Raw genomic sequence first — 22,095 nt, 5'->3', positions numbered from 1 at the left:
GCGGGACAGTGCCGCCCTCGGTCCTCCCCGCGCGTACCCCCCCCCTTTAACACGCCGCTGCATGCCGCCGGTGCGCCGGCGCCGTGCCGGGCCCCCCGGGGGGTCACTCGATCGACCAACTCCACGAGCCACCCCGATCGTCTCCATCACTCTGCTCGAACTCAAACGGATTGAGGTTTTGTGATGTCCGCTGCTCTGCTCACCGGTACCCCCCTGGCCGGCCGGGTCGCCGTAGTCTCCGGCGCTTCCAGCGGCATGGGTGCCGTCACCGCCCGCCGCCTGGCCGAACTGGGCGCCACCGTCGTCGTACTGGCCCGGCGCAAGGAGCGCCTCGACACCCTGGTGGAGACCATCGAGGCCGCCGGCGGCACCGCGCTCGCCCTGGCCGTCGATGTGACCGACCGTGCCGCCGTCCAGAGCGCCGCCGACCAGGTCGCCGCCCGCTTCGGCAGGGCCGACCTGGTGTTCAACAACGCCGGCGTCCAGCTCATCTCGGGCATCGAGGAGCTGAAGGTCGATGAATGGCAGCGCCAGATCGACCTCAACATCAGCGGTCTGATGAACGTCATCGCCGCGTTCCTGCCCCACCTCACCGCGTCAGCGGGACAGGGCGGGCCCGCCGACCTGATCAACACCTCCTCCATCGCGGCCACCCGCATCCTGGAGAAGTTCTCGATCTACTCGGGTACGAAGGCGTACATCAGCCATCTCACCCGCCTGCTCCGGGTCGAGCTGGGGCGCAAGATGGTCCGGGTCGCCACCATCGAGCCCGGCATGGTCGACACCGAACTGCCCGACCATGTCACGGACCCCGACGCCTCCAAGCTCATGGCCGACCTCATCCATGACATCGACGTCCTCCAGTCCGCCGACATCGCGGAGACCGTCGCCTTCATGGCCGCTGTCCCCCGCCATGTCAACCTCACGGAGATCACCATCCTGCCCACCGCCCAAGCCGTCTGACCTCACGCGGACGGGGTGTGCAGCACATACTCGCGGGAGCTGTGCACCTCGTTCCGCAGGGCGGCCAGGTCGACATCGAGGACCTGGCCGTCCCACTTGCGCGGCTCGCCGTCGATGAGGACGGCGCTGATGTTGCGGGCATCGGAGCCCAGGACGATCGTGCCGATGGGGTCATTGAGGGGCATGTTGTTGAGGTCCTCGGCCTGGATGACCAGGAGGTCGGCCTTCTTGCCCGGGGTGAGCGAGCCGGTCACCCCGGCCAGGCCATTGGTGCGGGCGCCCTGGAGAGTGGCGAAGTCGAGGACGTCATGGGTCGTGATGCGAGAGGGCTGCCGGTCGGTGCCGTACACGGCGTTGACCGCGCGCATCCGCTGGATGGCGTGCAGGGCCCGCATCTGGGTGAACATATCGCTGGCCAGGGCCACTTCGACGTCGATGCTCAGGCCGGGACGGATACCGGCGGCGAGTGCCTCGTCCACGGCGGGGATCGCGCTCTCCAGGCCGATCTGCGCGTCGGAGGTGGGGGCGAGGGCCACGGTGGTGCCGGTGGCGCCCATGGCCTTCCATGCCTCGGTGGTCAGTCCGGTGGCGTGGATGAGGGTGACATCGGGGCCGAGGATGCCGTCCTCGGCCCAGCGCAGGACCGCCTCGGAGGAGGCCGCGCCGAAGACGGCGTCGACGCTCACTCCGACTCCCAAATCCCGTGCCGCGCGTGCGAGTTCGGGCCCGTATGCGAGGGCCGGTCCGGCGATCTCGTCGGTGGCGAGGGTCGCCAGGCGCAGGGTGAGGAGCTGGTCGTCGCTGCTGAAGTACCGCTCCTTGAGCCGGGTCAGGTCGGCGGGCCACTGGCGGTCCCAGTCGCCGAAGTGCGGGCCCATGGAGGCGTGCACGCCCCGGATGCCGGTGTCGCGCAGGGCTTCGACGGCGGCGTCGGAGTGCTCGCGGGTACGGGAGTTGTGGGAGAAGTCGAGCATGGTGGTGATGCCGCTGTCGATCGCGGTCAGGGCGGCCAGGCGGGTGCCGATGTACATGTCCTCGGGCCGGTAGACGGTCGCGTACCCGGCCAGGGTGGCCATGACATAGCCGCCGAGGTCGTCCACGTCCGGCATGATCCGGCGCAACTGGGCCTCCCAGGCATGCCGGTGGGTGTCCACGAAACCGGGGCTGAGGATCGTACCGGCGCCGTCCACGACCACCGCGTCACCCGCGTCGAGGTCACGGCCGACGGCGGCGATCGAGTCACCCTCGACGAGCAGGTCACCGCCGTCGATGACGCCGAGGGCGGGGTCCATGGTGACGAGGGTCGCGCCGGTGAAGAGGATGCGGCGGCGGTCGGCGGGCCTGCGGCGGAGTTCTTCCAGCGGGGGCGGGGCGGAGGGGGCGTTGCGGGGCATGAGGGGGCTGCTTTCTGTAGGGAGGGGTGCCGCTCGGGGGGGGGAGGGGGGAGTCGGGGCGGGTCAGGTAGGGGCGGGTCAGGTAGGGGCGACTCCGGTAGGGGCGACTCAGGTCAGGTCAGGTCGCGTTGGGTCAGCTTCATGACGTAGCCCGCGTGGTGGAGTTCGTCGCCCTGGAACTCCCCGTAGGCCCAGAAGCCGAGGTCGTCCAGGTAGTCGATGCGGTCGCCGTCGATCCAGTAGCGGCCCTGGTAGGCGTGCGGGCGTCCGCCCCGGGTCTCGTCGTAGCGGCCGTCGGCGGTGAGTTCCTGGTGCAGGAAGTCGTTCCGGTCGATCCAGACGCCGACGCGCGGGGTGCCGGTCAGGTCGGGGGCGGCCGGGATGCCGGTCCCGGGGATGACCTGGATGCCGGTCCCGGGGTCGGTGGCCCGGCCGGGAACGTCGACGCCCGCCCACAGCACCGGCCGGCCCGCCGCGACGAGCGCACATATCTGCTCCGGCCGGGTCAGGGCCGTGGCCACCGCGTCCGGCACGCCGGAGGCGAGTGCGTCGGGCAGCACCAGGAAGTCGGACACGTTGCCCGGGGTCAGGGTCGCCACGTACTCCGAGCGCTGGGCACGTCCGCCCGCCAGGGCAACGGTGTCCACGACGGCGGGGGCGATGGTCATGCCGACGCAGTCCACGACGATGGCGTTGTCGTCCTGGGCCGCCGTGACGATGGCGGGCCCGACCCCCACGATCAGGGAGCCGACGAACAGGAGGTCGGCGCCGGTCATGGTGCCGATCAGCGGGTCCATCGTCAGAATGCGGGCGTTGGTGAACAGGACGGGACGCCCCTCGTCGTTGGAGAGGATCTCGTCGAGGGCCTCAGGGTTCCAGCTCGGGGCCTCAGGATGGTGGTCGGGGGCCTCAGGGTTGTGGTCGGGGGCCTCAGGGTGGTTGCTCGGGGCCTTCGGGTTCTGGTTCGGGGTGTCGGTGCTGCTCATCGCGCGCTCCTCGGCCTGATGTCCGGCAGCCGTGGGTGACGGCTGCCCGATCACCAGGTTTGCCGCGCGGCGGAGTCGGAACCAGGCCGCGATGTCCCCAGGTGTGGCGCACCCACGATGGGCACGCGAGAGGCACCGCGACGCTGGGTGCGTGGCACCCAGGAGACGCCCACCCGGGGAGACGGCGGCCTGGTTGCCCCCGGCCGGCGGGAGGACCGTAGACCCATGACCAGGAACGATTCACCTCGCAGCCGTCCCGTCCCACAGGCCCCGCACGCTCCCCACCCCTACGTCGGGATGTGGGTGACCGCGGACGGGTTCATCCGCCAGGAGCTACTGCCGAACGGCCGCTACGACGAGGCCCGCGGCAACCGCCGCAGCGCCTACACCGGCGACTACACCGTCACCGGCGCCCACATCGACTACGTCGACGACACCGGTTTCACGGCGACCGGCGATGTCCGCGGCGGCGTTCTCTACCACGAGCATCTGGTGCTCTATCGGGAGGCGGAGGGGGAGGGGAATGGGGACGAGGGCGGTGACGGGAGAGGTGACGGCGACCCGGCCCGGCCCGGCGAAGCCGGTTAGGGTCGTCGCCGGTCCGGGCCGGTCCGGGGTCCGAGCCAGGGACCGGCACTGCGCCAGGGACCGGCACTGCGCCTGGGTCCGAGACTGGGCCTGGGTCCGGGACTGGGCCATGTCTGGGTCTGGCAGGCAGCCCCCCACCCCACCCCCGGCACCCTCCACGTCACCCTCCGTCGCCCCGCGCCTCCCCCACCAACCGACCCCCCTCGGTGGCCGGGAATCGGTCGAGCAGCTCGCGGACGGTACCCGCGTCGGTGTTCGCCCCGAACAGCTCCGTGCCCGGCTGCATGCGGACGCCCTCCGCCAGCGGCCCGGCGAGCACCGGTTCGAAGCCGAGGGCGTCGACGAGGGCCGCGACCGCGGTGACGTCGGCCTCGCCGTCCCCGGCGATGGCGATGGCCTTGCGGCCGGGGGTGCCCGGCGGCCGGGCGCCCTCCTCCAGATCGTGATAGCCCATGTGGTTGAACGCCTTGACGATCCGCGACCCGGGCAGGAAATCCCGCACGATCTCGCTGGAGGAGGTGCGCGGGTCGGTCAGATCGTCCCGGATGCCGTCCACCTCCCACCAGTAGTTCATGGCGTCGACCACGAGCTTGCCGCGCAGCGCGTCCGCCGGAATGGCGCGGTACTTGCCCAGCGGGAGGGCGAGGACGACGATGTCGGCGCGCTCGGCGGCCTCGGCCGCGGTCACCGCGACCGCGCCGGGCGTGACGACCTCCACGATGAGGGCGATCTTCGCCGGGTCGCCGGAGCCGGCCACCAGGACGTCGTAGCCCGCCGCGACCGCGAGCCGGGCGAGCACGGTACCGACCTTGCCCGCGCCGAGGATGCCGAGGGTGGTCATGGGTCAGCCCGCCAGGAGGTCGCGGACCATGGGCGCCACCTTGGCACCGAACAGTTCGACGGCGTGCATCCGGGCCCCGACCGGCAGCGCGCCGGAGCCGTAGATCATGTCGAAGCGTCCGACACCCAGCGTCTTCACCGCACCCGCGATCCGCCGTGCGACGGTCTCGGGCGCGCCGATGTACAGCGAGCCGTGATCGACCTCGGCGTCGAACTCCTCCCGGCGCAACGGCGGCCAGCCGCGCTGTGCGCCGATCCGGTCCCGCATCACCTTGTACGGCGGGTAGAACACCTCTTTGGCCTGCTCGTCGGTGTCGGCGACGAACCCGGGTGAGTGCATGCCGACGGGGTGCGCGACGGTGCCGAACTGGTCGGCGGCCCGCTGGTAGAGGTCGATGTACGGTCCGAAGCGCGCGGGAGAGCCTCCGATGATCGCGAGCATGAGCGGCAGCCCGTGCCGGGCGGTGCGCACCACCGACTGCGGGGAGCCGCCGACACCGACCCAGGTGTCCAGGCGCCCCGACTCGGTCTTCGGGAACACGTCGGCGGCGTCGAGCGCGGCTCGGGTGGTGCCGCTCCAGGTGACCGGCTTCTCGTCGAGCAGCTTCACGAACAGATCGAGCTTCTCCTCGAACAGGATGTCGTAGTCACTCAGGTCGTACCCGAAGAGGGGGAAGGACTCCGTGAAGGAGCCGCGGCCGAGGATGGCCTGGGCGCGGCCGTTGGATATCGCGTCCACGGTGGCGAAGCGCTGGAAGACACGGACGGGGTCGTCCGAGCTGAGCACGGTCACTCCGGAGGCGAGCTTGATCCGTGAGGTACGGGCGGCGATGGCGGCCAGGACGGTCTCCGGGGCGGAGATCGAGTACTCCGGGCGGTGGTGCTCACCGAGGGCGATGACATCGACACCGAGTTCATCGGCGACCACGGCTTCTTCGACGACCTGCCGGACGGCCGCGGCGTGGGAGAGGGGTACGCCGTCACGCTGCGGGACGTCGCCGAACGTGTCGAGGCCGAGCACCAGGCCGGCCGCGTCCGTCCCGTCCACCCCGCGCGTCGCACCAGTCGTGTCACTCATGGCGACATCCTCCACATCTCCCATTGATTGAGATTTCAACTATCCCACAGTCAGGTTGATGCGTCAACAATGAGGCCCGAGGGAGCATGTCGACACCCCAGGCTCCGCCGGCTCGGCCACGAGCACGAGGCCGCGCCCGCTCTCGTCGTCGGCATCCCACTCGGTCCGGTTCGGCAACCGGCGGACACGACCGGGACCCGCGTGCCCGGCTTCCTCGTACTAGTCCCGAAGATCGCCTCGAAGTACTAGTCCCGAAGATCGCCTCGAACGAGGCCCGTCTCGTAGGCGAGGATCACCGCCTGGACGCGGTCGCGCAGTCCCAACTTGGACAGGATGCGGCCGAAGTGCTTCTTCACCGTGGGCTCCGCCAGGCGCGTGGCCGTGGCGATCTCGGTGTTGGTCAGGCCGCGGGCCACATGGAGGAGGATCTCGCGTTCGCGGTCGGTGAGCAGCCGCAGGCGGGCGTCGCCGTCGTGACCGCCCGACGCCGACGGCAGCTCGTGGGCGAAGGTCTCCAGCAGGCGCCGGGTGATTCGGGGGGAGACCACCGCCTCTCCCGCGGCGACATCCCGGATCGCGGCCAGCAGCTGTTCCGGCCGGGTGTTCTTGAGCAGGAACCCGGACGCCCCGGCCCTGAGCGCGTCGAAGGCGTACTCGTCCAGGTCGAAGGTGGTCAGGACGAGCACGCGGGTGCGGGGCGACTCCTGGAGCAGCCGCCGGGTCGCCTCGATGCCGTCGGTGCCCGGCATGCGTACGTCCATCAGGACCACGTCCGGCCGCAGTTGGCGTGCCAGGCGCAGGGCGCTCTCGCCGTCGGCCGCTTCGCCGACCGGCTCCAGGTCGGGTTCGGCGCGCAGGATCATGGTGAACGCCACGCGCAGCAACTCCTCGTCGTCGACGAGGAGCACTCGGGTTGTCATGCGGTGTCCAGTTCGAGACGGGTGAAGACCCGCCATCCCCCGCTGGGGAGCGGGCCCGCCTGATGTGTCCCGCCATAGGCGGCGGCGCGTTCGCGCATCCCCGCGATGCCGCGACCGGGCGGCCCGACGGGTCCGGAAGGTGCAGGGGGTACGGGCGGCCCGGACGATCCGGATGACCCGGCCGGTACGGAGAGTACGGCGGGTACTACGGGTACTGCGGGGCCGTCGTCGGTCACCTCGATGGTGACGGCGCGCGGCGAACAGGACACCCGTACCTCGGCCCGGGTCCCCGGCGGCGCGTGCCGGAGCGTGTTGGTCAGCGACTCCTGCACGATCCGGTAGGCGGTCAACTGCGCCGCGGCGGGTACATCCGCGGGGTCGCCGTCCAGGTGGAGAAGGGTCGGCAGGCCCACGGCCCGCATCTGTGCGCACAGGGGGGCGAGGTGGGGGATGCCGGGGGGCGGATGACGTTCGGCGTGTGGTGCGTGCGGTGCGTGCGGTGTTTCCGGGACGTCGGGTACGTCACCCGCGTCACCCACGGCCGCTTCGCCCACGTCACCCGCTTCGGCTCGAAGGATGCCCAGCGATCGCCGCATGTCGGTCAGCGCCTGCCGTCCGGTCCTGGCGATCTGGTCCAGCACAGGGTACGGATCGGCGGGCCTGGCATGCACGGTCGCGTCGGCGAGGGCGACCATCACCGACAGGTTGTGGGTGACGCTGTCATGGATCTCCCGCGTGATACGCGCCCGTTCCTCGGTCACGGCGAGCCGCGCCTTCTGGTCACGCTCGCGCTCCAGATGGGCGACCCGGTCCTCCTGTGCGCGACGTCTGCCCCGTACATTCGCCCCCAGCAGGGCGGCGGCGACGACCAGGGCGGTCGTCGCGCAGGCCGCGGCGAGGAAGCGGCCCTCGGGCGCCCAACGCGCCGCCGACATCAGGGCGCCGACCTCCAGTACGGCCACGGCCAGCAGCGCCGGTCGCCGGGGAGAGCGGGCGGTGACCGTGCCGAGGGCGATCAGCAGCGCGGCGTCGGCGGGCAACTGGACGCCCAGCAGCCACTGGACGAGCGCGACGGCGGCGATCACCCCGAACACGGTCAGCGGCGCCCGGCGCCGCCACACCAACGGCAGCAGCAACGCCGTCTGGAGCAGCACCCCCCGGGCGCCCTCCAACTGCCCCTGCCCGAAGGTCACGGCGAAGATCGCCGCGGCAAGCGCGGTGTCCTGTGCCGTGGGGGGCAGGTGTGCCGCGCGGACGAGGAGACGCCTGAGGGGGTGGGGACAGGGTGCGGATTCGATCATCGTGGCGGTCCTCGCGGGTGCTCCTTCTGGGACAGATGCCTCTCCACGCTAGGTGTGAGGCCGTTCCCTTGTATCCGACGACCGGCGGAAAGCGAAGTACGCCCTGGGGCGCGGGGGGCTCCCCCGTGACTCCTCCCGGAGAAGTACGGGCCTTCCCGGAGGGGACCTGGGTCTACCGGGTGGATCAGCCCCGCGTACGTCGCGAGGGCGACCGACCCACTGAAACGCTTCTCGCAGCCGAACACACATCACCCCTCGCAGGGAAGCAGGTTGCTGCCGATGCCACGTCCCAACCGCAGAACGCTGATGAAGCTGGGTGCCACCGCCCTCGTCACGGCGGCCACCACCGCCACCCCGGCCACCGCCACCCCGGCCACCGCCCGCCCGGTCCCCCGCGCCCTTCCCGCGGTCCTCCCCTCCGCCCTCTCCGCCGCCCTCCCCGTCTCCCTGCCCGCGCCCACCGCCCGGCACCCCGTAGGCACCGTCGAACTGCACCTCGTCGACCGGACCCGGCCCGATCCCCTCCTCCCGTCGAAGCCCTTCCGGGAGCTGATGGTCGGCGTGTGGTACCCGGCGGAACGGGGAGGGACGTTCCCGACCGCCCCGTGGCTGCGCCCCGCCGCCGCGGCCGACTGGGACAGTCACTCCGCGCCCGGCCTGACGATCGCGCCCGGAGCGGTGGACTGGCCGGGAATCCACACACACGCGCGGACCGGCGCCCCCGTCGCCCGGCGGATGGGGCCCCTGCCCGTGGTGCTCTTCTTCCCCGGCGACGGCGGCACCCGCGCGCTGGGCACCACCCTGGTCGAGGAACTGGCCGCGCACGGCTACGTCGTGATCACCGTCGACTCCACCTACGAGGCGGACCAGGTCGAGTTCCCCGGCGGTCGGGTCGAACGAGCCGTCCCCCTCCCCGACGAACTGACCCCGGAGGTCATCGCGGCGCTCCTCGCGAAGCACTCCCGCGCGCGCCTCGCGGACGCCGGATTCGTCCTGGGCCGGATCGAGGCCCTGGCCCGGGGCCACAACCCCGACGCCGAGGCGCAACCGCTCCCGGGCGGACTGTCCACGGCACTGGACCTCTCCCGCGTCGGCGCGCTCGGCCAGTCCCTGGGCGGTTCCGTGGCCGCCCAACTCGCCCACGACGACCCGCGCGTCGGCGCGGCGGTCAACCTCGACGGGGAGTTCATCGGCCCGGTCGCCGGCACCGGGGTCACCGCGCCGTTCCTGCTGATGGCGTCCGGACCGCACACCTTCGGCAACGTCCCCGGCTGGGACACGTTCTGGGCCGCGTCGACGGGCTGGAAGCGCGCGCTGCGCCTGCGCGGGTCCGCACACGGCTCGTACACCGACCTCCAGGTGATCCTGCCGCAGCTCACCCCGTATCTGGAGATCCCGGCGGCGGCGGACCTGATCGGCACCATCACCCCCCACCGCTCCCTGACCGCCCAGCGAGCCGCCGTGAGGGCCTTCTTCGACCACCACCTGAAGAACCGGCCCACCGGCTTCTTCGAACGCCCGGGCGCCCGCTATCCAGAGGTGGAAGTGATGGGCTGACACCCACAACCATTGGTTGTGTCCGTTGTGGTGCAGGGTTGTTTGATCGAGTGCTCTGCGCGGTGGTGGAATCAGCGCATGTCTACCCGCACAGAGCAGGTCATGTATGTCCAGACGCCTGAGTTCACGCGTCATGCGGAGCGGATCGTGGAGGTGACCGATGCGACGTCTCGACTGAACGTGCTTCCGTTCAGCGACAGCGAGGGTCGCGCGGAACTACTTTCCGTTGTGTTCGGCGGCCCGCTGCCGGAGTCGGTGGTGATCTACCCGCCGTTCTTCACCGAGTACGGGCTCAACACGGCGTTCGGGAAGAACGTCTTCGTCAACCAGGGATGCACCTTCATGGACAAGGGAGGCATCCGTATCGGCAACGGCGTCATGATCGCCCCGAAGGTCAGCCTCATCACCGGAGGCCATCCACTGCCCCTGGCCGAGCGCCGCGAGTACCTCTCCTTCGCCCCGATCGTCATCGAGGACCACGTCTGGATCGGGACGGCTGCCGTGATCACGCAGGGGGTGACCATCGGTGCCGGTGCGGTGGTCGCTGCCGGCGCGGTGGTCACTCGCGATGTTCCTCCCGGCACCGTGGTCGCGGGAGTGCCCGCCCGGGTGATCAAGAAGATCGACTGATCCCGGCCGGGCTGCCGGTCCGGGTGCGCGGCAGCTCCACCGTACTGGCACCCGACCCCTGCCGAAGCCGGTGGAAACGATCGAGAGGGGCCCCGAAGGACCCCTCCGACCTGCTACCTCGCTGTCGGGACGACAGGATTTGAACCTGCGACCCCTTGACCCCCAGGAGTAGGGGGCGAGGGTATTTTCTGGATATAGCAGACTTAATCAGGTCGGATAGTGTGCATGGCGAGTTCCGCCGTGCACCAGCGCGCACACCGTGTGGTCCCCAACTGGTCCCCAAGCCAGCCCCGTAGAACCCCGCAACGGAACCCCGACCTCGCTGCGCTCCCGCCGGGCCGGCACCACTCGCCACGACCGCTCGCGCCCTTGCTCAGCAGCCGCGGCATCGACTTGCTGCCGCACCCGCCGTGCCGGGCTCCGCCCTGACGCGGTCGCGTATCGCGTCTGCCCACCTCGCACCGCCGGTGGCGACTGCTCCACCGCACGCGGTGCATCGGCAGCTCACGACGTTCCCGCCTGCCGCAGGCGCCCGTCGTCAGCAGCTTCGGAGATCATCATCTTGCGGCGACTTTCCCTGAGACCGGACGCTGCATCCAGTTCTGCGTGAGCAGTGTGTGGGCCGCAGCGAGCACGGCGCTTTCGAGCAGATCATGTTCTGTATGAGCAGCAGTGCCATGCCGACCACCTGGCCAGTGCCGCGTCCTATTGCACGAGCCTGTCATATGAACTGCCCCGGATGAGCGGGTTCGTCGGCCGTTCCACGACGCAACCCGTGCTCCTGACCGCATCCGCACGGAAGCCGCCATCGGACGAGAAGATCCGCGACGATCTGAACCCGACTTGCAGGCATTCAAGGAGCTGTGTCGTGGGTGAAGAGGTCACGCACAGTATTGATCGCGGTGGCGAACCGTCGAGCTGGGAGGAGGGCGCTGGGCTGGTGGAGTGCCGTGCCGTCGGCAGCCCGGACCAGGTCACGCCATAGCGGGTGGAGGGTAAAAAGAGCTTTGTAGCAGCGGATCCGGTTTCTGAGGACTTGGGTGGCGGGAGTGGTGGAGCCGACCAGCCACAGCGTGCACCCGGCGTACAGGAGGCTGTCAGTGATCTGCTCAGGAACGGTGGAAGTCTCCACGAGCTGTGGTTCAAGGGTGACGGCCATGACGTAGGAGATGCGCAGAGCGGAGTAGAGCACCAGCAGTGCCATGCCGGCGGCCATCATCGCCAGGCCCGTCCGCAGGCTTGCGCGAGTCGCGAGTGCCAGGAAGAACAGGAGGACATGGCACAGGGCGGTCGCCCAGGATGCGCGTACCGCGGTGCTCCGCACGACTGAGCTGATCTTGACGTGGCGCGCGGCTGCGCCCTCGCCCCGGTATACGTCGGTGATGTAGATCAGCATCATGCACACCCCGGCCAGGGCCAGGACATGCTTCAGGACGCTGGACAAGTCGTTGATACCGAGCGGCTCGATGAATGATCGGCCATGGTCCGTGCGGAGCCACCACGTCACATCGAGGACGAGGTAGGCCCCTGACGGGAAGCGCCGGCGCTCGTGGCCCTGTACGACTTCGGGCAAGCGGATCGTGGCCTGGAACAGCGGCAGGAAGGCAATCACCGAGATGAATATTTCAGCGACGGACACGGGCGGGCTTCCGGAGAGCCGAGGCGCGACGGAACAGATACGTCAGGTCTTCGTCAAGGTGCCCGAGGGTGGCGTCGTCTATGTGGTCGGTGCGGTGCGCCTCCTGGTGCAGGAGGTCGGCGAGTGCTTCGGCCCGCCGTTCGGCCGCCGAGTCATAGCGGTGACGGGCCGCTATCCGGGCCGACCTGCCGAGCCGACGCAGCTCTTCGGGCGGGACATCTGGCAGGAGGTCGGCCAGCTGCTCGATTCCGACCTCGGTCACGTCGTCGCACCACAGATGAGCCAGTTCATGCAGGATGATCCGCTGGCGGTGGAAGGACGTGGTCCCCTCCGTGGAGAAGATGAGGTCGACTGGCGCGTCTTGCAGCCGGAGCCACAGGCCGCACACGTCGGTGCGGGCCGGCATGGGATCCGGGATCGGCACAAGCTTGGTCCTCCGGCCTCGTTCGGCCTCGATGCCCGCGATCAGGCCCTCCAAGGTTCAAGGGAGGGGAACGGGGATCTGTGCCAGCAACTGCTCGCACTCCCTCACCAGGGCACGCTTGCCCACGCGAATCTCCTGCGCCTTCCTGAGTCTTTCCATCGCTCTGATCAGACCCTGGCCACGTCGCAATGCCCGCAGCGTGGCGCGAACCCTCCGTCTGGTCTCGTTCCTCCGACCATCGCCGTGGTCTCGGCCGAACCTGGCGTCGCGTCCAAGCAACTTGGCGACGCCCGCAGGTCTGGGACGCCCGCCGTGAGGGACATCCGCGCGGACCGCGTGCCTTCCGGTCACTGAAAGCCGTCCTTGATGGCGGGTTCCGTCCTGCTGGGCCGTCGCGGGCCGTCATCTCGGCGCGGCAGGCCCCTCGGTGGGGTACCGCTGCTGCCTCGCGGGAGGGCACTCGTGCCATCCCGGTTGTTGATCGCCGACGGAGAGACGGGAAACCCTGAGAACCAGACAGCGGAGGAGCGCGTTTATCCAGCTGGTGAGAACTGACAGTTCCCATTGCACCGAAACTGGCCATGGACCGTTCACACGGAAAGCGGCAGACGCTGGACCAACCCGGCTGAAGATTCCCAGGAATTGACTTCATCCTGGCGCCCGCCCGCGGATTCACCGACTGCGGGAGAAATGACCCACACCCCACCCCCGAGCGTTATCGGAAAGTTATGAAGAGTGAAGCCGATGCGGCGCCGATCATCTCCCGCATTCTGCGGCAAGCTCGCGCACGCCGTGACGTATCAGACATCCCGTGATTCACGGCGGCATTCGGCAACAGACCGACGCCTGGGCTCACTCAGGCGGAGGCGGCACAGTTGGCAGGTGTGAGCCGGCGCTGGTACAGCGCACTGGAGTCCGGCAGGCAGGCGGCACACAGTGACACCGGCCGGCAAGCGGTACGACGTGTCCTGGACTTGAGTGCCGATGAATGGCAGATTGTTTACCGGCTCTCGCGCGGGCACGACCCGACCGAAGCACCCGTCAGCCCTATGGCCGTCCTGCTGCCCGACACCGTCGGTGAACTCGTCGGGAACAGTGACAACTGCCCCGCGTGCATCAGCGTTCATCGGTGGGATGTTCTGACATACAACGCAAGAATGGGCGAAATCTTTCCCTGGATGGGCTACGGCCTCAATGTGATGGAGTGGGCTCTCACCTGGCCCGAGGCCCGGACCCAACTGATCGACTGGGAGAAGGAGTGGGCTCTGCCCATGATTGCCCAACTCCGACTGCACGCCGAGCAGTACCCGGAGGACGACCGCCTCAGGGAAGTCATCGGCACGGTCCGCGCCGATTCCGCTGCCCGGCAACTCTGAGACTCTCCCGACCTGCCGAGCGTTACTCACCCGTCCTCCAGCCGTCCCCGCCGCCTCTACCTGCCGCAGCAGGGCGGAAAGGAATTCACCGTCCGCCTCGTGACACGGCTACTTTGGCCCACACTTACGCGCCCCAGTAACCCGCTCTGGCTGTACCGCGCGTCTACTCGGTAGCCAGGTGGTCGCCTGAGGCCCGCGCTTCCGCCTCGGCCTTCGCTACTTCGCTACTTCGCTACTTCGCTACTTCGCTACTTCGCTACTTCGCTACTTCGCTGTTGATGAATCCCAGTAGTTCGGCTGACAAACCTTGCTCTGCCCCACCACGCGCCGCAAGAGCCGCAACCCGGCTCGTCAATTCGATGGTCTCTGCAATGACCTGCTGGACGTGAGAATCCCCGGAGTTGAAGATCAGGGGTGTGGTTTCGAGTGTGTACGCCAGCGCCCTCTGGACCTCGTCTGTGGCGTCTTCCGCCAGCCCGGTAAGCAGTTGCGGCACGCCCTCCGTCTCGAACCCCACTGAGACGCCGCAGAACAGCACGAGTCCGTCATCAGCTCCGACCGCAAGGTTGACAGTCTCCCGGTACGCGGTCCACATCACCTGGGGGCAGCCGTGCAGCCCCTCGACCCTCAACAACAGCATGACCGTCTGCAGGTACATCCCCGCGTCAGCCCACTGTCCGGGCCCCAACGTCTGGTCGAGGTAGCAGAACAGGACAGCCGGCGCCCCGTACGCTTCCGAGTTCAAGGTGGCGATCTTCCGGGGCCGGTCCGGGTCCCCGCTCGATCCCCAGCGACTCGTGCCGCTGGGCGGCGGCAGCGGCAAGGCGGTCCAGATACGGCGAGGCCAGCCCGTCCGGGTACATCGGGTACTCACGCTCGTCGCCGGGATCCCCCGCCAGGGCCCTGGCTGTCGCGGTCCGTTTGAGTTCCGCCAAGGGTTCACCGGTGGCGACGTACAGATGCCATGGCTGGAGGTTCCCACTGGACGGAGCCCGCATCGCTGCGGTCAGCACTCGTTCGAGTACCTCCTTGGGCACTGGTTCATCGCTGAACGCCCGCACGGCCCGGCAACTGTCCAGGGCCTCATACACATCCACGGCTTCGCGTCCTCTCGTCCAACCGGGCCCCTCCACCGTAATCAGCCGTCAGTACCGAGCATCGCCGGGGGTTGGAGGTCGTCCCGACGATCAGTCCAGTCGTTGACTGGACTGTGGGAGACAGAGGTGACCTGGCGGATGCCCAGTGGGAACGGCTGGAGCCGCTTCTACCCGTCAGCAATGGGCGTTCTGGCGGGTGGCGGAACCACCGGCAGGTCGTGAACGGGGTGCTGTTCCGGATCCGCACGGGCGTGCACCGGCGCGATCTGCCGGAGCGGTACGGACCGTGGAAGACGGTACACGAGCGGCATCGCCGCTGGTCGGCGGACACCACCACGCCTCCGGCGCCCGGCACGCTCCGCCGCCCGCCATCAAGAGGGGCTCCGCCCGGACGGTCAGAGCCGGTCAGGTTTGGGTGGAACTGATCGACCGGGTGGTGAGGGAGGCGAGGCGCTCGGCCGGCCGCGTGGCGGATTCACCACCGAGATCCACCTGAGCGCGGACGGACGCTGCTGGGTGCTCTCGCTGGTCATCACGCCCAGGCAGTGCGCCGACTGCACCCAGTTCGGGGCGGTCATGGACCGGGTCTGCGTGCCGTGGCCGGCTTGCGGCAGGCCACGTACGAAAGCCGGACAGCTCAAGTGGCGACAAGGACCAGAGCAGCAGCCGAACTCGCCGCTGCCTACGCGGACGCGGAGTCCGGCACGTCATCCCGGAAAAGGCCGACCAAGCTGCCAACCGGGTCCGAGGCAGCAGTTCCGGGGCCGACCGCCCGGTCTCGACAAGGACCGCTACCAGAAGCGCAACACCGTCGAACGGGCGATCAACAAACCGAAGATCTTCCGTGCGGTTGCAACCGGGTTCGACAAGCGCGGCTACGCCCACCTCCGAACCGTTACCACAGCCGCGCTCGTCCTCTGGCTCCGCTCATGATCGCCAGGACACTGCCCAACCCACTGCACCTCGCACTTGTCTTCGGCATCGACGAGAAGACCGCCATCCGCTACGCGCACTCAGCCCGGCAGCTTCCTCGGACCAACCTCGATACCGATCCGGCGTGTTCGCCGAACCCGCGGGTCCATCCCTGAAAGTAGCGGCACCGGACCCTCGGGTTCCCCCCAGAAGTACCTTCAGATTTCGCGAACTGGCGGCCTTCCCGGGGTCCGAGTAGGAACGGGGCAGGAGACCGAAGCGAAATCGAGTAGCTCAGCGCGATGTTCCGGTCCTGAATCCGGGTGAGGGCCGATGAGACACCCGTTGACGACGTTCCCTCCGCGGCGACCGGGAGGTCGGCCCGGTATCGCCTGGCCCCGTACCGGCTCACCCCTGGCCGCCGAGCCTTCCAGCACCCAGCCGTGCCGCCCAGCGGTGCGGTGCCCGTTCATACCGGCAGGGCGTTCCAGGCGTCGTAGCCGTAGACCCAGTCGGCGTCCTCGGCGGACTTCAGCCAGGTGTTGCCACGTGAACCGAGCTGGATTCTGCTGGTCCGCGCGAGCCGTGCGTTCTCGTAGGTCCGCAGGGCGACGGCAAGGTCGCGGGATTGTTCGGAGACGGCGCAGGCGAGGACGGCGGCGTCCTCGATCGCCATCCCGGCGCCCTGGGCCATGAACGGCATCATGGGGTGGGCGGCGTCGCCGAGCAGGGTCGCGCAGCCGATGGACCAGCGGGGCAGGGGGTCCCGGACGTAGAGGGCCGACTTGAGGACCGAGTCGCAGGCGTTGAGCAGGGCACGGGCCTCGGGGTGGAAGTGCCCGTACATCCGGCGCAGTTCGGCCACGTCGCCCGTTGAGGTCCAGGACTCCTCGGTCCAGCTGTGCTGGCGGGTGGTGGCGAAGACGAAGGTGTCACGGCCCCGGTTGAGCGGGAAGGTCACGATCTGCGTGTCCGGGTCGGGTCCCCACCATTTGGTGAAGGCGCCGAGATCGGGCAGGTCCAGCCGGTCGGTGGGGAAGACCGCCCGGTAGGCGACCACTCCGGTGAACTCAGGGCTCTCGCGTCCGAAGAGGGCGGTCCGCACCACCGAGTGGATGCCGTCGGCACCCAGCACGGCGTCCACCTCGGCGGCCGGCGCGTCCGCGAACGACAGCCTCACGCCTTGTCCCTCCTCCTGTTCCAAGGTGGTGAGCCGGTGCCCCAGGCGGATCATCTCCGGGTCCAGGGCGGCCTCCAGGGCGGAGAGCAGGTCCGCGCGGTGGATGGTCAGCTGGGGAGCGCCGTACTTCCGCTCCGCGGTGTCGCTCATCTCCAGCCGCGAGGTCTCCCGGCCGGTGTCCCAGGTGCGGCTGATCCGGTGGCTGGGGCGGGCCGCAGTCTCGCGCAGCGCGTCGCCCACGCCGAGCTCGTCCAGTGCCCGGACGGCGTTGGGAGTGAGGTTGATGTCCGCCCCGACCCGGCCGAACGCGGGGGCCTGCTCGAAGACCGTGGCCCGGTGGCCGCGGGCCCGCAGCGCGAGGGCGGCGGCGAGTCCGCCGATGCCGCCTCCGACGATGCCGATGTGCACGCTCATCACTTGCTCCCCGCTCTCAGTCAGCCCAGGCGAGCGGGTCGCCGGGGCCGAGGTAGATGCTCTTCTGCCGCTGGTACGCGCGGACTGCGCCGAGGCCCTTCTCGCGTGTGGAGCCGCTGTCCTTGACCCCGCCGAAGGGGGTGGCGACGGAGAGCTGCTTGTAGGTGTTGATCCAGACGGTGCCGGCCTGGATCGCCCGGCCGAGGCTCCAGGCGCGGGGGAAGTCTCGGGTCCAGATCCCGCAGGCCAGGCCGTACGGCGAGTCGTTGGCCGCCGTGACAAGTTCCCCTTCGTCGCGGAACCGCAGGGTCACCAGGACCGGCCCGAAGATCTCCTCGCGGACCACCCGGGCGTCGGCCGCGAGGCCCTCCATGACGGTGGGGCGGAGATAGTTGCCGACGGCCAGCTCCGGGTCGTCGGGGCGGGTTCCGCCGGCACGCAGGGTGCCGCCCTCGGCGAGGCCGGCGGCGATGTACTCCTCGACCGAGGCCCGGTGCGAGGCGGTGACCAGCGGTCCGAGCTGCGTGTCCTCGGCCCGGGGGTGGCCGACCCGGAGCCGGTCGGCGCGCTCGGCCACGCGGCCGACGACCTCGTCGTACACGTCGTCGTGCACGTAGAGGCGGGAGCCCGCGACGCAGGACTGGCCCTGGGAGCTGAAGATCCCGTAGAGGATGCCGCTGACGGCGAGGTCGAGGTCGGCGTCGGGGAGCACGATCGTCGGGGACTTGCCGCCGAGTTCGAGGGAGGTGGTCTTGAGCAGCCCCGCGGCGGTCGTGGCGAGCCGTCGTCCGGTGCCGGTGCCACCGGTGAAGGAGATGTGTCCGACACCGGGGTGCTCGACCAGGCGCTGTCCGACTGTGGCCCCGGGGCCGGGGAGGACGCTGATCAGTCCCGAGGGGAAGCCCGCCTCCAGGAGCAGCGCGCCGAGTTCCAGCGAGAGCAGCGGGGTCCAGGCGGCTGGTTTGATCACCACCGCGTTGCCGGCCGCGAGCGCCGGGGCCACCTTCTGAGCGTCCGAGGCGACTGGGCTGTTCCAAGGGGTGATCGCGCCGACGACACCGATGGGTTCGTGGACGGAGAACGCGAGGTGGTCGCCGCGGGACGGGGGGATCGCGCCTTCCTGGGTCTCCAGCACGGCGGCCGTGTACCGGAAGGTGCCGGCTGCGCTGGCGACCAGGGCGCGGGTCTCTGTGATCGGTTTGCCGTTGTCATGGCTCTGCAGGAGCGCGAGCTGTTCGGCGCGGGCCTCTATGAGGTCGGCGGTGCGGGTGAGGTGGCGGGCCCGCTGGTGTGGGAGCAGGTCGCGCCAGGACCGTTCGGCGCGGGCGGCGTCGCCGAGCCGGACGGCTTCGTCGACGTCCTCGGGTGCAGCGCCCGGGAAGGTGGCGAGGACACTGCCGTCGGCCGGATCGGCCGTGGTCACCTCGGTGCCGTGGCCCTCGGTCCAGTTGCCGCCGACGAGGATGCGGCCGGGCGGGGCCAGGCGTTCCGGAGTGGTGGCGGTCATGTTGTGGCTCCCGGTACGTGGACGGGCGGGGTGAACGGGGCAGGCATGGGCGGGTAGGCCGCTAGGTCGACCTCGACGACGGCGGGGCGGCGGAGCGCGACGGCGTCGTTCAGGACGACCGCGACGGAGGCCGGGTCGGCGATACGGCTGTGGTGCAGGTCGAGGGCCCGGCACACCGTTGCGTAGTCGGGGGTGACCAGGTCGACTCCGGACCGGGCCCGGCCGAGTCCTTCCTGCATGTTGCGGAGCACTCCGTAGCCGCCGTCGTTGAAGACGAGCAGCACCAGCCAGGGGGCCTCCTGGGCCAGTGTCATCAGTTCGCCGAAGTGCACGGCGAGGCCACCGTCCCCGGCTATGCACACGGTGGGTTCGCCGGGCCGTGCGGCGGCGGCTCCTATGGCCATGCCGAGTCCCTGGCCGATGCCGCCGCCTCGTGGGAAGAGGTTGTCCCGAGGGTCGTGGATCTCCAGCAGCCGATTGCCCCAGGAACTGGAGGCGATGGTGACGTCACGGGCGATCACGGCCCGGCGCGGGAGGACCTTGCGGAGGGCGTCGGGGAAGGCGGTGTGGTCGCCGAGCCCGGCGTGCTGCTTCTCCCGGACCGCCTTCCGGGTTCTACGGACCCGTGTGGTCCAGGGGTCGCGCGGTGCCGCGCCGAGCGCCGCGAGTTCGGCGGCGAGCGCGGTGAGGAACGCGTCCGCGTCGGCGGCGATTCCGTGGGTGGCCGGGTAGACGCGGCCGATCGCGGCCGGGTCGAGGTCGACCTGGATGTGCGCGGCGGGCACGGTGAGGGTGTAGTCGGCTGTCTCGTTGGAGCGGAAGTGGGTGCCGATGCTGAGCAGTGCGTCCGCCTCGGCGAGCATTGCCCGGCCGCCGGGGGAGGTCGCGTAGTTGCCGACGCACAGGGGATGGTCCTCGGGGACCGCGCCACGGCCCGAGTTGCTGGTGAGCAGCCCGGCGCCGAGCAGTTCGACAACGATCCGCAGTGCCGGACCCGCGTCCGCGACGCCTCCGCCGGCCCAGATCACCGGCCGTGCGGCGGCAGCGAGGAGGCGTGCGGCGTCGGCGAGGGCATCCTCGTCGGGCGGGTCGCCAGGACCGGGTGCGCCAGCGGCCGGACCGAGGCCCGGGTGGGCGGCGTACTGGAGATCGATGGGCCACTCGACCGAGGAGGGCCCGCCGGGCGGAGCGAGGGACCGTGCGGCGGCCTCCTCCAGGACGGCTGGGGCGCTGTCGGTGTCCGTGATGGTGACGGCGTGCCGGGAGACCGCTGTCAGCATCCCGAGCTGGTCCTTGGTCTCGTGGATGAAGCCGCGCCCGGAGCCGAGGTACGGCGTGTCCACCTGGCCGGTGACGTGCAGTACGGAGCTGCCCGCGCTGAGCGCCTCCACGAGGGAGCCTGCGGCGTTGCCGGCGCCGGTGCCGGTGCTGGTGAGGGCGCAGCCGAGGCCGCGCCGGGCCCGTGCGTAGCCGTCGGCGGCGTTGACCGCAGTCGCCTCATGGCGGACGGGTACGAAGCGCAGCTCGCGGTCGACGGCCTCGACCAGGGGCAGGTTGTGCACACTGACGATTCCGAAGACGGTGTCCACGCCGTGGCGTCGGAGCACGTCGACGAGGAGGTCACCGCCGTTGCGCCCGGTTTGGCCTGTCATGATTTCCTACTCGCTCGCTGGGTGTCCGGCATGGGTCAGAAGAGTCCGCGCGACACGCCGCCGCACACGTCGAGGGCGGCTCCGGTCACGTACGAGGACCGGGGCGAAAGAAGGAAGCCGATCGCCGCGGCGACCTCGTCGGCGGTGCCGAACCGGCCGAGGGCGATGCCCCGGTCGTCGGCGAGTTCGCGCTCCCACTCGGCGAACGGGGTGCCGTTCCCGCTCTCGTTGTGGCGGCGGCGCCACTGCCCGGTGTCGATGAGCCCGAGGCAGACCGAGTTGACGCGGATGCCCTGGGGGGCGTACTCGATCGCCATCGACTTGGACAGGTTGAGCAGTCCGGCGCGGGCCGCCGAAGTGGTCACCAGCCGGGGTTCGGGCTGTTTGGCGAGCACCGCGTTCACATTGACCACCGAGGCCGCGGGCGACCTCTCCAGCCAGGGCCGTGCGGCCATGAGGACATGCAGCACGCCGCTGAACTTCAGGTCCAGCTCGTCGCGGAACTCGGCCGGGCCGGCGGTGTCGAGGCCGGCCATACGGGACTGGCCGGCGTTGTTGACCACACCGTCCAGACCGCCGAAGCGTTCGGCAGCGGCCTGGACGAGCCCCGCCACGGCGTCGGCGTCGCGTACGTCGCAGGGCAGGGCGAGGAGGTTGTCCCGGGGTGCTCCGGTCAGGGCGGCGAGCCGGTCCGCGGCCTGGGCGAGGACGTCGGCGCGGCGTCCGCAGGTGACGACCCGGGCGCCCTCGGCGAGCAGCAGCGCCGTGGTGGCGGCGCCGACGCCGGAACTGCCACCGGTGACGAGATAGATGCGGTCCTTCAGGAGCAGGTCCATCGCGGGTCAGTCCCGGGAGACGCCATGCATGGCGGAGGTCTCGGGGTAGGTGGGGACCTGCGGCTTCTGCGCTCCGATGATTACGCAGAAGAGTGCGTCGGTGTCGCCGTTGTTCTTGAGGCTGCGCGGGACCCCGGCGGGCACGACGATCATGTCGCGGTAGCCAAGGGTGCGCTTCTCGACGCGGCCGTCGCGGTGGATGCCGACCTCGACCTCGCCTTCGAGGACGAAGAACGCCTCTTCGGCGTCGTGGTGTGTGTGCTCGGGGCCTTCGGCCCCGGGGGGCAGCAGCATGTTGGAGAAGGTGAAGCCGCCCGAGGCGATGGTGCGGTGGTCGTTCTCGTGGTTGCCGGTTGCGCCGGAGCCGACGTACCGGATCTGGGCTCGGGCGAACTGTGCGCCGGCCCTGGCCTGGAAGCCGAGGGTGTCCCAGTCCTCGTGGCGGGTGGCCCGGGTGAGGATGATGGCGTCGGTGAAGGCCGCCAGGTCGGCGTCCTCGTATCGGAGGGTCATGTCGTTTCCTTTCACGGGTGTGACGGGCTCGTGGGGGTCCGGGGCGGATTCGCGCCCGCTGCCAGGGCGGTCCGGCGCAGCCAGTCGTTGACCAGCGCGGGCTGCTCCTGGTTGGCGAGGTGGCCGGCGCCGGGGACGGTTGCCAGGACGGCGCCGCTGATGCCGGCGGCGATCTCCCGGGCGCGGTCCGGTCCCGTGACGGTGTCGTGCTCGCCGGCGAGCCCGCGCGGCGGGGCGGGGGTCCGGTGGCGGTCGGCGGTGGGGTGGGCCGAGGCCGGGGCGTCGGCG

General features: G+C 70.2%; 18 protein-coding genes and 4 pseudogenes. 7 read left to right on the top strand and 15 right to left on the bottom strand.

The features are described from left to right. The first annotated feature begins 180 nt into the window (after positions 1 to 180). Entirely contained in the window at positions 181 to 963 is a 783-nt protein-coding gene (locus tag ACFXAZ_RS18275) for an SDR family oxidoreductase (RefSeq protein WP_384591674.1), read from the top strand. Positions 964 to 965: 2 nt separating this feature from the next. On the opposite strand, the gene ACFXAZ_RS18270 is transcribed toward ACFXAZ_RS18275, so the two are convergent. After that, positions 966 to 2,357 (bottom strand): amidohydrolase family protein, encoded by a 1,392-nt coding sequence (locus ACFXAZ_RS18270; RefSeq protein ID WP_384591671.1) that lies wholly within the window; start codon positions 2,355 to 2,357, stop codon positions 966 to 968. A 113-nt stretch (positions 2,358 to 2,470) separates the two neighbouring features. After that, on the bottom strand, positions 2,471 to 3,343 hold the full coding sequence (locus ACFXAZ_RS18265; protein WP_384591668.1) for an Atu4866 domain-containing protein: 873 nt from the start codon (positions 3,341 to 3,343) through the stop codon (positions 2,471 to 2,473). A gap of 225 nt (positions 3,344 to 3,568) precedes the next feature. Here ACFXAZ_RS18265 and ACFXAZ_RS18260 point away from each other — a divergent pair, with 225 nt between their 5' ends. Next, on the top strand, positions 3,569 to 3,931 hold the full coding sequence (locus ACFXAZ_RS18260; RefSeq protein WP_384591665.1) for an Atu4866 domain-containing protein: 363 nt from the start codon (positions 3,569 to 3,571) through the stop codon (positions 3,929 to 3,931). Positions 3,932 to 4,091: 160 nt separating this feature from the next. On the opposite strand, the gene ACFXAZ_RS18255 is transcribed toward ACFXAZ_RS18260, so the two are convergent. From ACFXAZ_RS18255 to ACFXAZ_RS18240, 4 genes are all read right to left on the bottom strand, one after another. Then, positions 4,092 to 4,772, bottom strand: a complete 681-nt coding sequence (locus ACFXAZ_RS18255; protein WP_384591662.1) for an NADPH-dependent F420 reductase — start codon at positions 4,770 to 4,772, stop codon at positions 4,092 to 4,094. A gap of 3 nt (positions 4,773 to 4,775) precedes the next feature. After that, positions 4,776 to 5,849, bottom strand: a complete 1,074-nt coding sequence (locus tag ACFXAZ_RS18250) for an LLM class flavin-dependent oxidoreductase (protein ID WP_384591660.1) — start codon at positions 5,847 to 5,849, stop codon at positions 4,776 to 4,778. Between the two features lie 245 nt (positions 5,850 to 6,094). After that, positions 6,095 to 6,769 (bottom strand): response regulator, encoded by a 675-nt coding sequence (locus ACFXAZ_RS18245; RefSeq protein WP_384591657.1) that lies wholly within the window; start codon positions 6,767 to 6,769, stop codon positions 6,095 to 6,097. Continuing rightward, positions 6,766 to 8,070, bottom strand: coding sequence for a sensor histidine kinase (locus ACFXAZ_RS18240; protein WP_384591654.1), 1,305 nt, complete (start codon positions 8,068 to 8,070; stop codon positions 6,766 to 6,768). Before ACFXAZ_RS18240 ends, ACFXAZ_RS18245 begins: the two co-directional genes overlap by 4 nt. Before the next feature lie 279 nt (positions 8,071 to 8,349). Between ACFXAZ_RS18240 and ACFXAZ_RS18235 the strand changes: the two genes are divergently transcribed. Together ACFXAZ_RS18235 and ACFXAZ_RS18230 are read left to right on the top strand one after the other, a co-directional pair. After that, positions 8,350 to 9,627, top strand: coding sequence for an alpha/beta hydrolase family protein (locus tag ACFXAZ_RS18235; protein ID WP_384591651.1), 1,278 nt, complete (start codon positions 8,350 to 8,352; stop codon positions 9,625 to 9,627). A 102-nt stretch (positions 9,628 to 9,729) separates the two neighbouring features. Beyond that, positions 9,730 to 10,257 carry a DapH/DapD/GlmU-related protein gene (locus tag ACFXAZ_RS18230; protein ID WP_384591805.1) on the top strand — a complete coding sequence of 176 codons (528 nt, stop codon included), beginning with the start codon at positions 9,730 to 9,732 and terminating at the stop codon, positions 10,255 to 10,257. 853 nt (positions 10,258 to 11,110) lie between these two features. Here the strand turns inward: ACFXAZ_RS18230 and ACFXAZ_RS18225 are convergent. Continuing rightward, positions 11,111 to 11,896, bottom strand: coding sequence for a hypothetical protein (locus ACFXAZ_RS18225; RefSeq protein ID WP_384591648.1), 786 nt, complete (start codon positions 11,894 to 11,896; stop codon positions 11,111 to 11,113). Then, positions 11,883 to 12,302 carry a hypothetical protein gene (locus ACFXAZ_RS18220; RefSeq protein WP_384591646.1) on the bottom strand — a complete coding sequence of 140 codons (420 nt, stop codon included), beginning with the start codon at positions 12,300 to 12,302 and terminating at the stop codon, positions 11,883 to 11,885. Before ACFXAZ_RS18220 ends, ACFXAZ_RS18225 begins: the two co-directional genes overlap by 14 nt. An 875-nt stretch (positions 12,303 to 13,177) precedes the next feature. On the opposite strand from ACFXAZ_RS18220, the pseudogene ACFXAZ_RS18215 reads away from it, so the two are divergent. Together ACFXAZ_RS18215 and ACFXAZ_RS18210 are read left to right on the top strand one after the other, a co-directional pair. Next, a pseudogene (locus tag ACFXAZ_RS18215) lies at positions 13,178 to 13,282 on the top strand (XRE family transcriptional regulator); the annotation flags it as partial. An 87-nt stretch (positions 13,283 to 13,369) separates the two neighbouring features. Continuing rightward, the gene (locus ACFXAZ_RS18210; protein WP_384591802.1) at positions 13,370 to 13,696 is read left to right on the top strand and encodes a hypothetical protein; all 327 of its coding nucleotides are present in this window, start codon (positions 13,370 to 13,372) and stop codon (positions 13,694 to 13,696) included. A gap of 466 nt (positions 13,697 to 14,162) precedes the next feature. Here the strand turns inward: ACFXAZ_RS18210 and ACFXAZ_RS18205 are convergent. Beyond that, positions 14,163 to 14,793, bottom strand: a pseudogene (locus ACFXAZ_RS18205) (nitroreductase); the annotation flags it as partial. A gap of 113 nt (positions 14,794 to 14,906) precedes the next feature. Between ACFXAZ_RS18205 and ACFXAZ_RS18200 the strand changes: the two are divergent. Next, a pseudogene (locus ACFXAZ_RS18200) lies at positions 14,907 to 15,726 on the top strand (IS5 family transposase). A gap of 448 nt (positions 15,727 to 16,174) precedes the next feature. Here the strand turns inward: ACFXAZ_RS18200 and ACFXAZ_RS18195 are convergent. The 6 genes and pseudogenes from ACFXAZ_RS18195 to ACFXAZ_RS18170 form a co-directional block, all read right to left on the bottom strand. After that, on the bottom strand, positions 16,175 to 17,299 hold the full coding sequence (locus ACFXAZ_RS18195; RefSeq protein ID WP_384591643.1) for an FAD-dependent monooxygenase: 1,125 nt from the start codon (positions 17,297 to 17,299) through the stop codon (positions 16,175 to 16,177). Between the two features lie 16 nt (positions 17,300 to 17,315). Continuing rightward, a complete protein-coding gene (locus tag ACFXAZ_RS18190) occupies positions 17,316 to 18,806 on the bottom strand; it encodes an aldehyde dehydrogenase family protein (protein ID WP_384591640.1) in 1,491 nt (496 codons plus the stop codon). After that, positions 18,803 to 20,458 (bottom strand): thiamine pyrophosphate-binding protein, encoded by a 1,656-nt coding sequence (locus tag ACFXAZ_RS18185; RefSeq protein ID WP_384591637.1) that lies wholly within the window; start codon positions 20,456 to 20,458, stop codon positions 18,803 to 18,805. The genes ACFXAZ_RS18190 and ACFXAZ_RS18185 overlap by 4 nt, the downstream gene beginning before the upstream one ends. A gap of 35 nt (positions 20,459 to 20,493) precedes the next feature. Beyond that, a complete protein-coding gene (locus ACFXAZ_RS18180; protein WP_384591634.1) occupies positions 20,494 to 21,294 on the bottom strand; it encodes an SDR family oxidoreductase in 801 nt (266 codons plus the stop codon). Between the two features lie 6 nt (positions 21,295 to 21,300). After that, entirely contained in the window at positions 21,301 to 21,807 is a 507-nt protein-coding gene (locus tag ACFXAZ_RS18175) for a cupin domain-containing protein (protein WP_384591631.1), read from the bottom strand. An 11-nt stretch (positions 21,808 to 21,818) separates the two neighbouring features. After that, positions 21,819 to 22,095 (bottom strand): annotated as a pseudogene (locus ACFXAZ_RS18170) (3-oxoadipate enol-lactonase); the annotation flags it as partial.

It is taken from the genome of Streptomyces sp. NPDC059477 (assembly GCF_042749375.1).
Classification (GTDB): Bacteria; Actinomycetota; Actinomycetes; order Streptomycetales; family Streptomycetaceae; genus Streptomyces.
Note: the sequence above shows the minus strand (reverse complement) of the source record. Positions and strands in the feature narration are given on the sequence as shown.

Coding starts and splice junctions, on each gene's coding strand:
- ACFXAZ_RS18175 (WP_384591631.1), bottom strand. CDS start 21,807: ATGACCCTCCGATACGAGGACGCCGACCTGGCGGCCTTCACCGACGCC.
- ACFXAZ_RS18185 (WP_384591637.1), bottom strand. CDS start 20,458: ATGACAGGCCAAACCGGGCGCAACGGCGGTGACCTCCTCGTCGACGTG.
- ACFXAZ_RS18270 (WP_384591671.1), bottom strand. CDS start 2,357: ATGCCCCGCAACGCCCCCTCCGCCCCGCCCCCGCTGGAAGAACTCCGC.
- ACFXAZ_RS18220 (WP_384591646.1), bottom strand. CDS start 12,302: ATGCCGGCCCGCACCGACGTGTGCGGCCTGTGGCTCCGGCTGCAAGAC.
- ACFXAZ_RS18190 (WP_384591640.1), bottom strand. CDS start 18,806: ATGACCGCCACCACTCCGGAACGCCTGGCCCCGCCCGGCCGCATCCTC.
- ACFXAZ_RS18245 (WP_384591657.1), bottom strand. CDS start 6,769: ATGACAACCCGAGTGCTCCTCGTCGACGACGAGGAGTTGCTGCGCGTG.
- ACFXAZ_RS18210 (WP_384591802.1), top strand. CDS start 13,370: ATGGCCGTCCTGCTGCCCGACACCGTCGGTGAACTCGTCGGGAACAGT.
- ACFXAZ_RS18250 (WP_384591660.1), bottom strand. CDS start 5,849: ATGAGTGACACGACTGGTGCGACGCGCGGGGTGGACGGGACGGACGCG.
- ACFXAZ_RS18240 (WP_384591654.1), bottom strand. CDS start 8,070: ATGATCGAATCCGCACCCTGTCCCCACCCCCTCAGGCGTCTCCTCGTC.
- ACFXAZ_RS18235 (WP_384591651.1), top strand. CDS start 8,350: ATGCCACGTCCCAACCGCAGAACGCTGATGAAGCTGGGTGCCACCGCC.
- ACFXAZ_RS18260 (WP_384591665.1), top strand. CDS start 3,569: ATGACCAGGAACGATTCACCTCGCAGCCGTCCCGTCCCACAGGCCCCG.
- ACFXAZ_RS18195 (WP_384591643.1), bottom strand. CDS start 17,299: ATGAGCGTGCACATCGGCATCGTCGGAGGCGGCATCGGCGGACTCGCC.
- ACFXAZ_RS18255 (WP_384591662.1), bottom strand. CDS start 4,772: ATGACCACCCTCGGCATCCTCGGCGCGGGCAAGGTCGGTACCGTGCTC.
- ACFXAZ_RS18265 (WP_384591668.1), bottom strand. CDS start 3,343: ATGAGCAGCACCGACACCCCGAACCAGAACCCGAAGGCCCCGAGCAAC.
- ACFXAZ_RS18230 (WP_384591805.1), top strand. CDS start 9,730: ATGTATGTCCAGACGCCTGAGTTCACGCGTCATGCGGAGCGGATCGTG.
- ACFXAZ_RS18180 (WP_384591634.1), bottom strand. CDS start 21,294: ATGGACCTGCTCCTGAAGGACCGCATCTATCTCGTCACCGGTGGCAGT.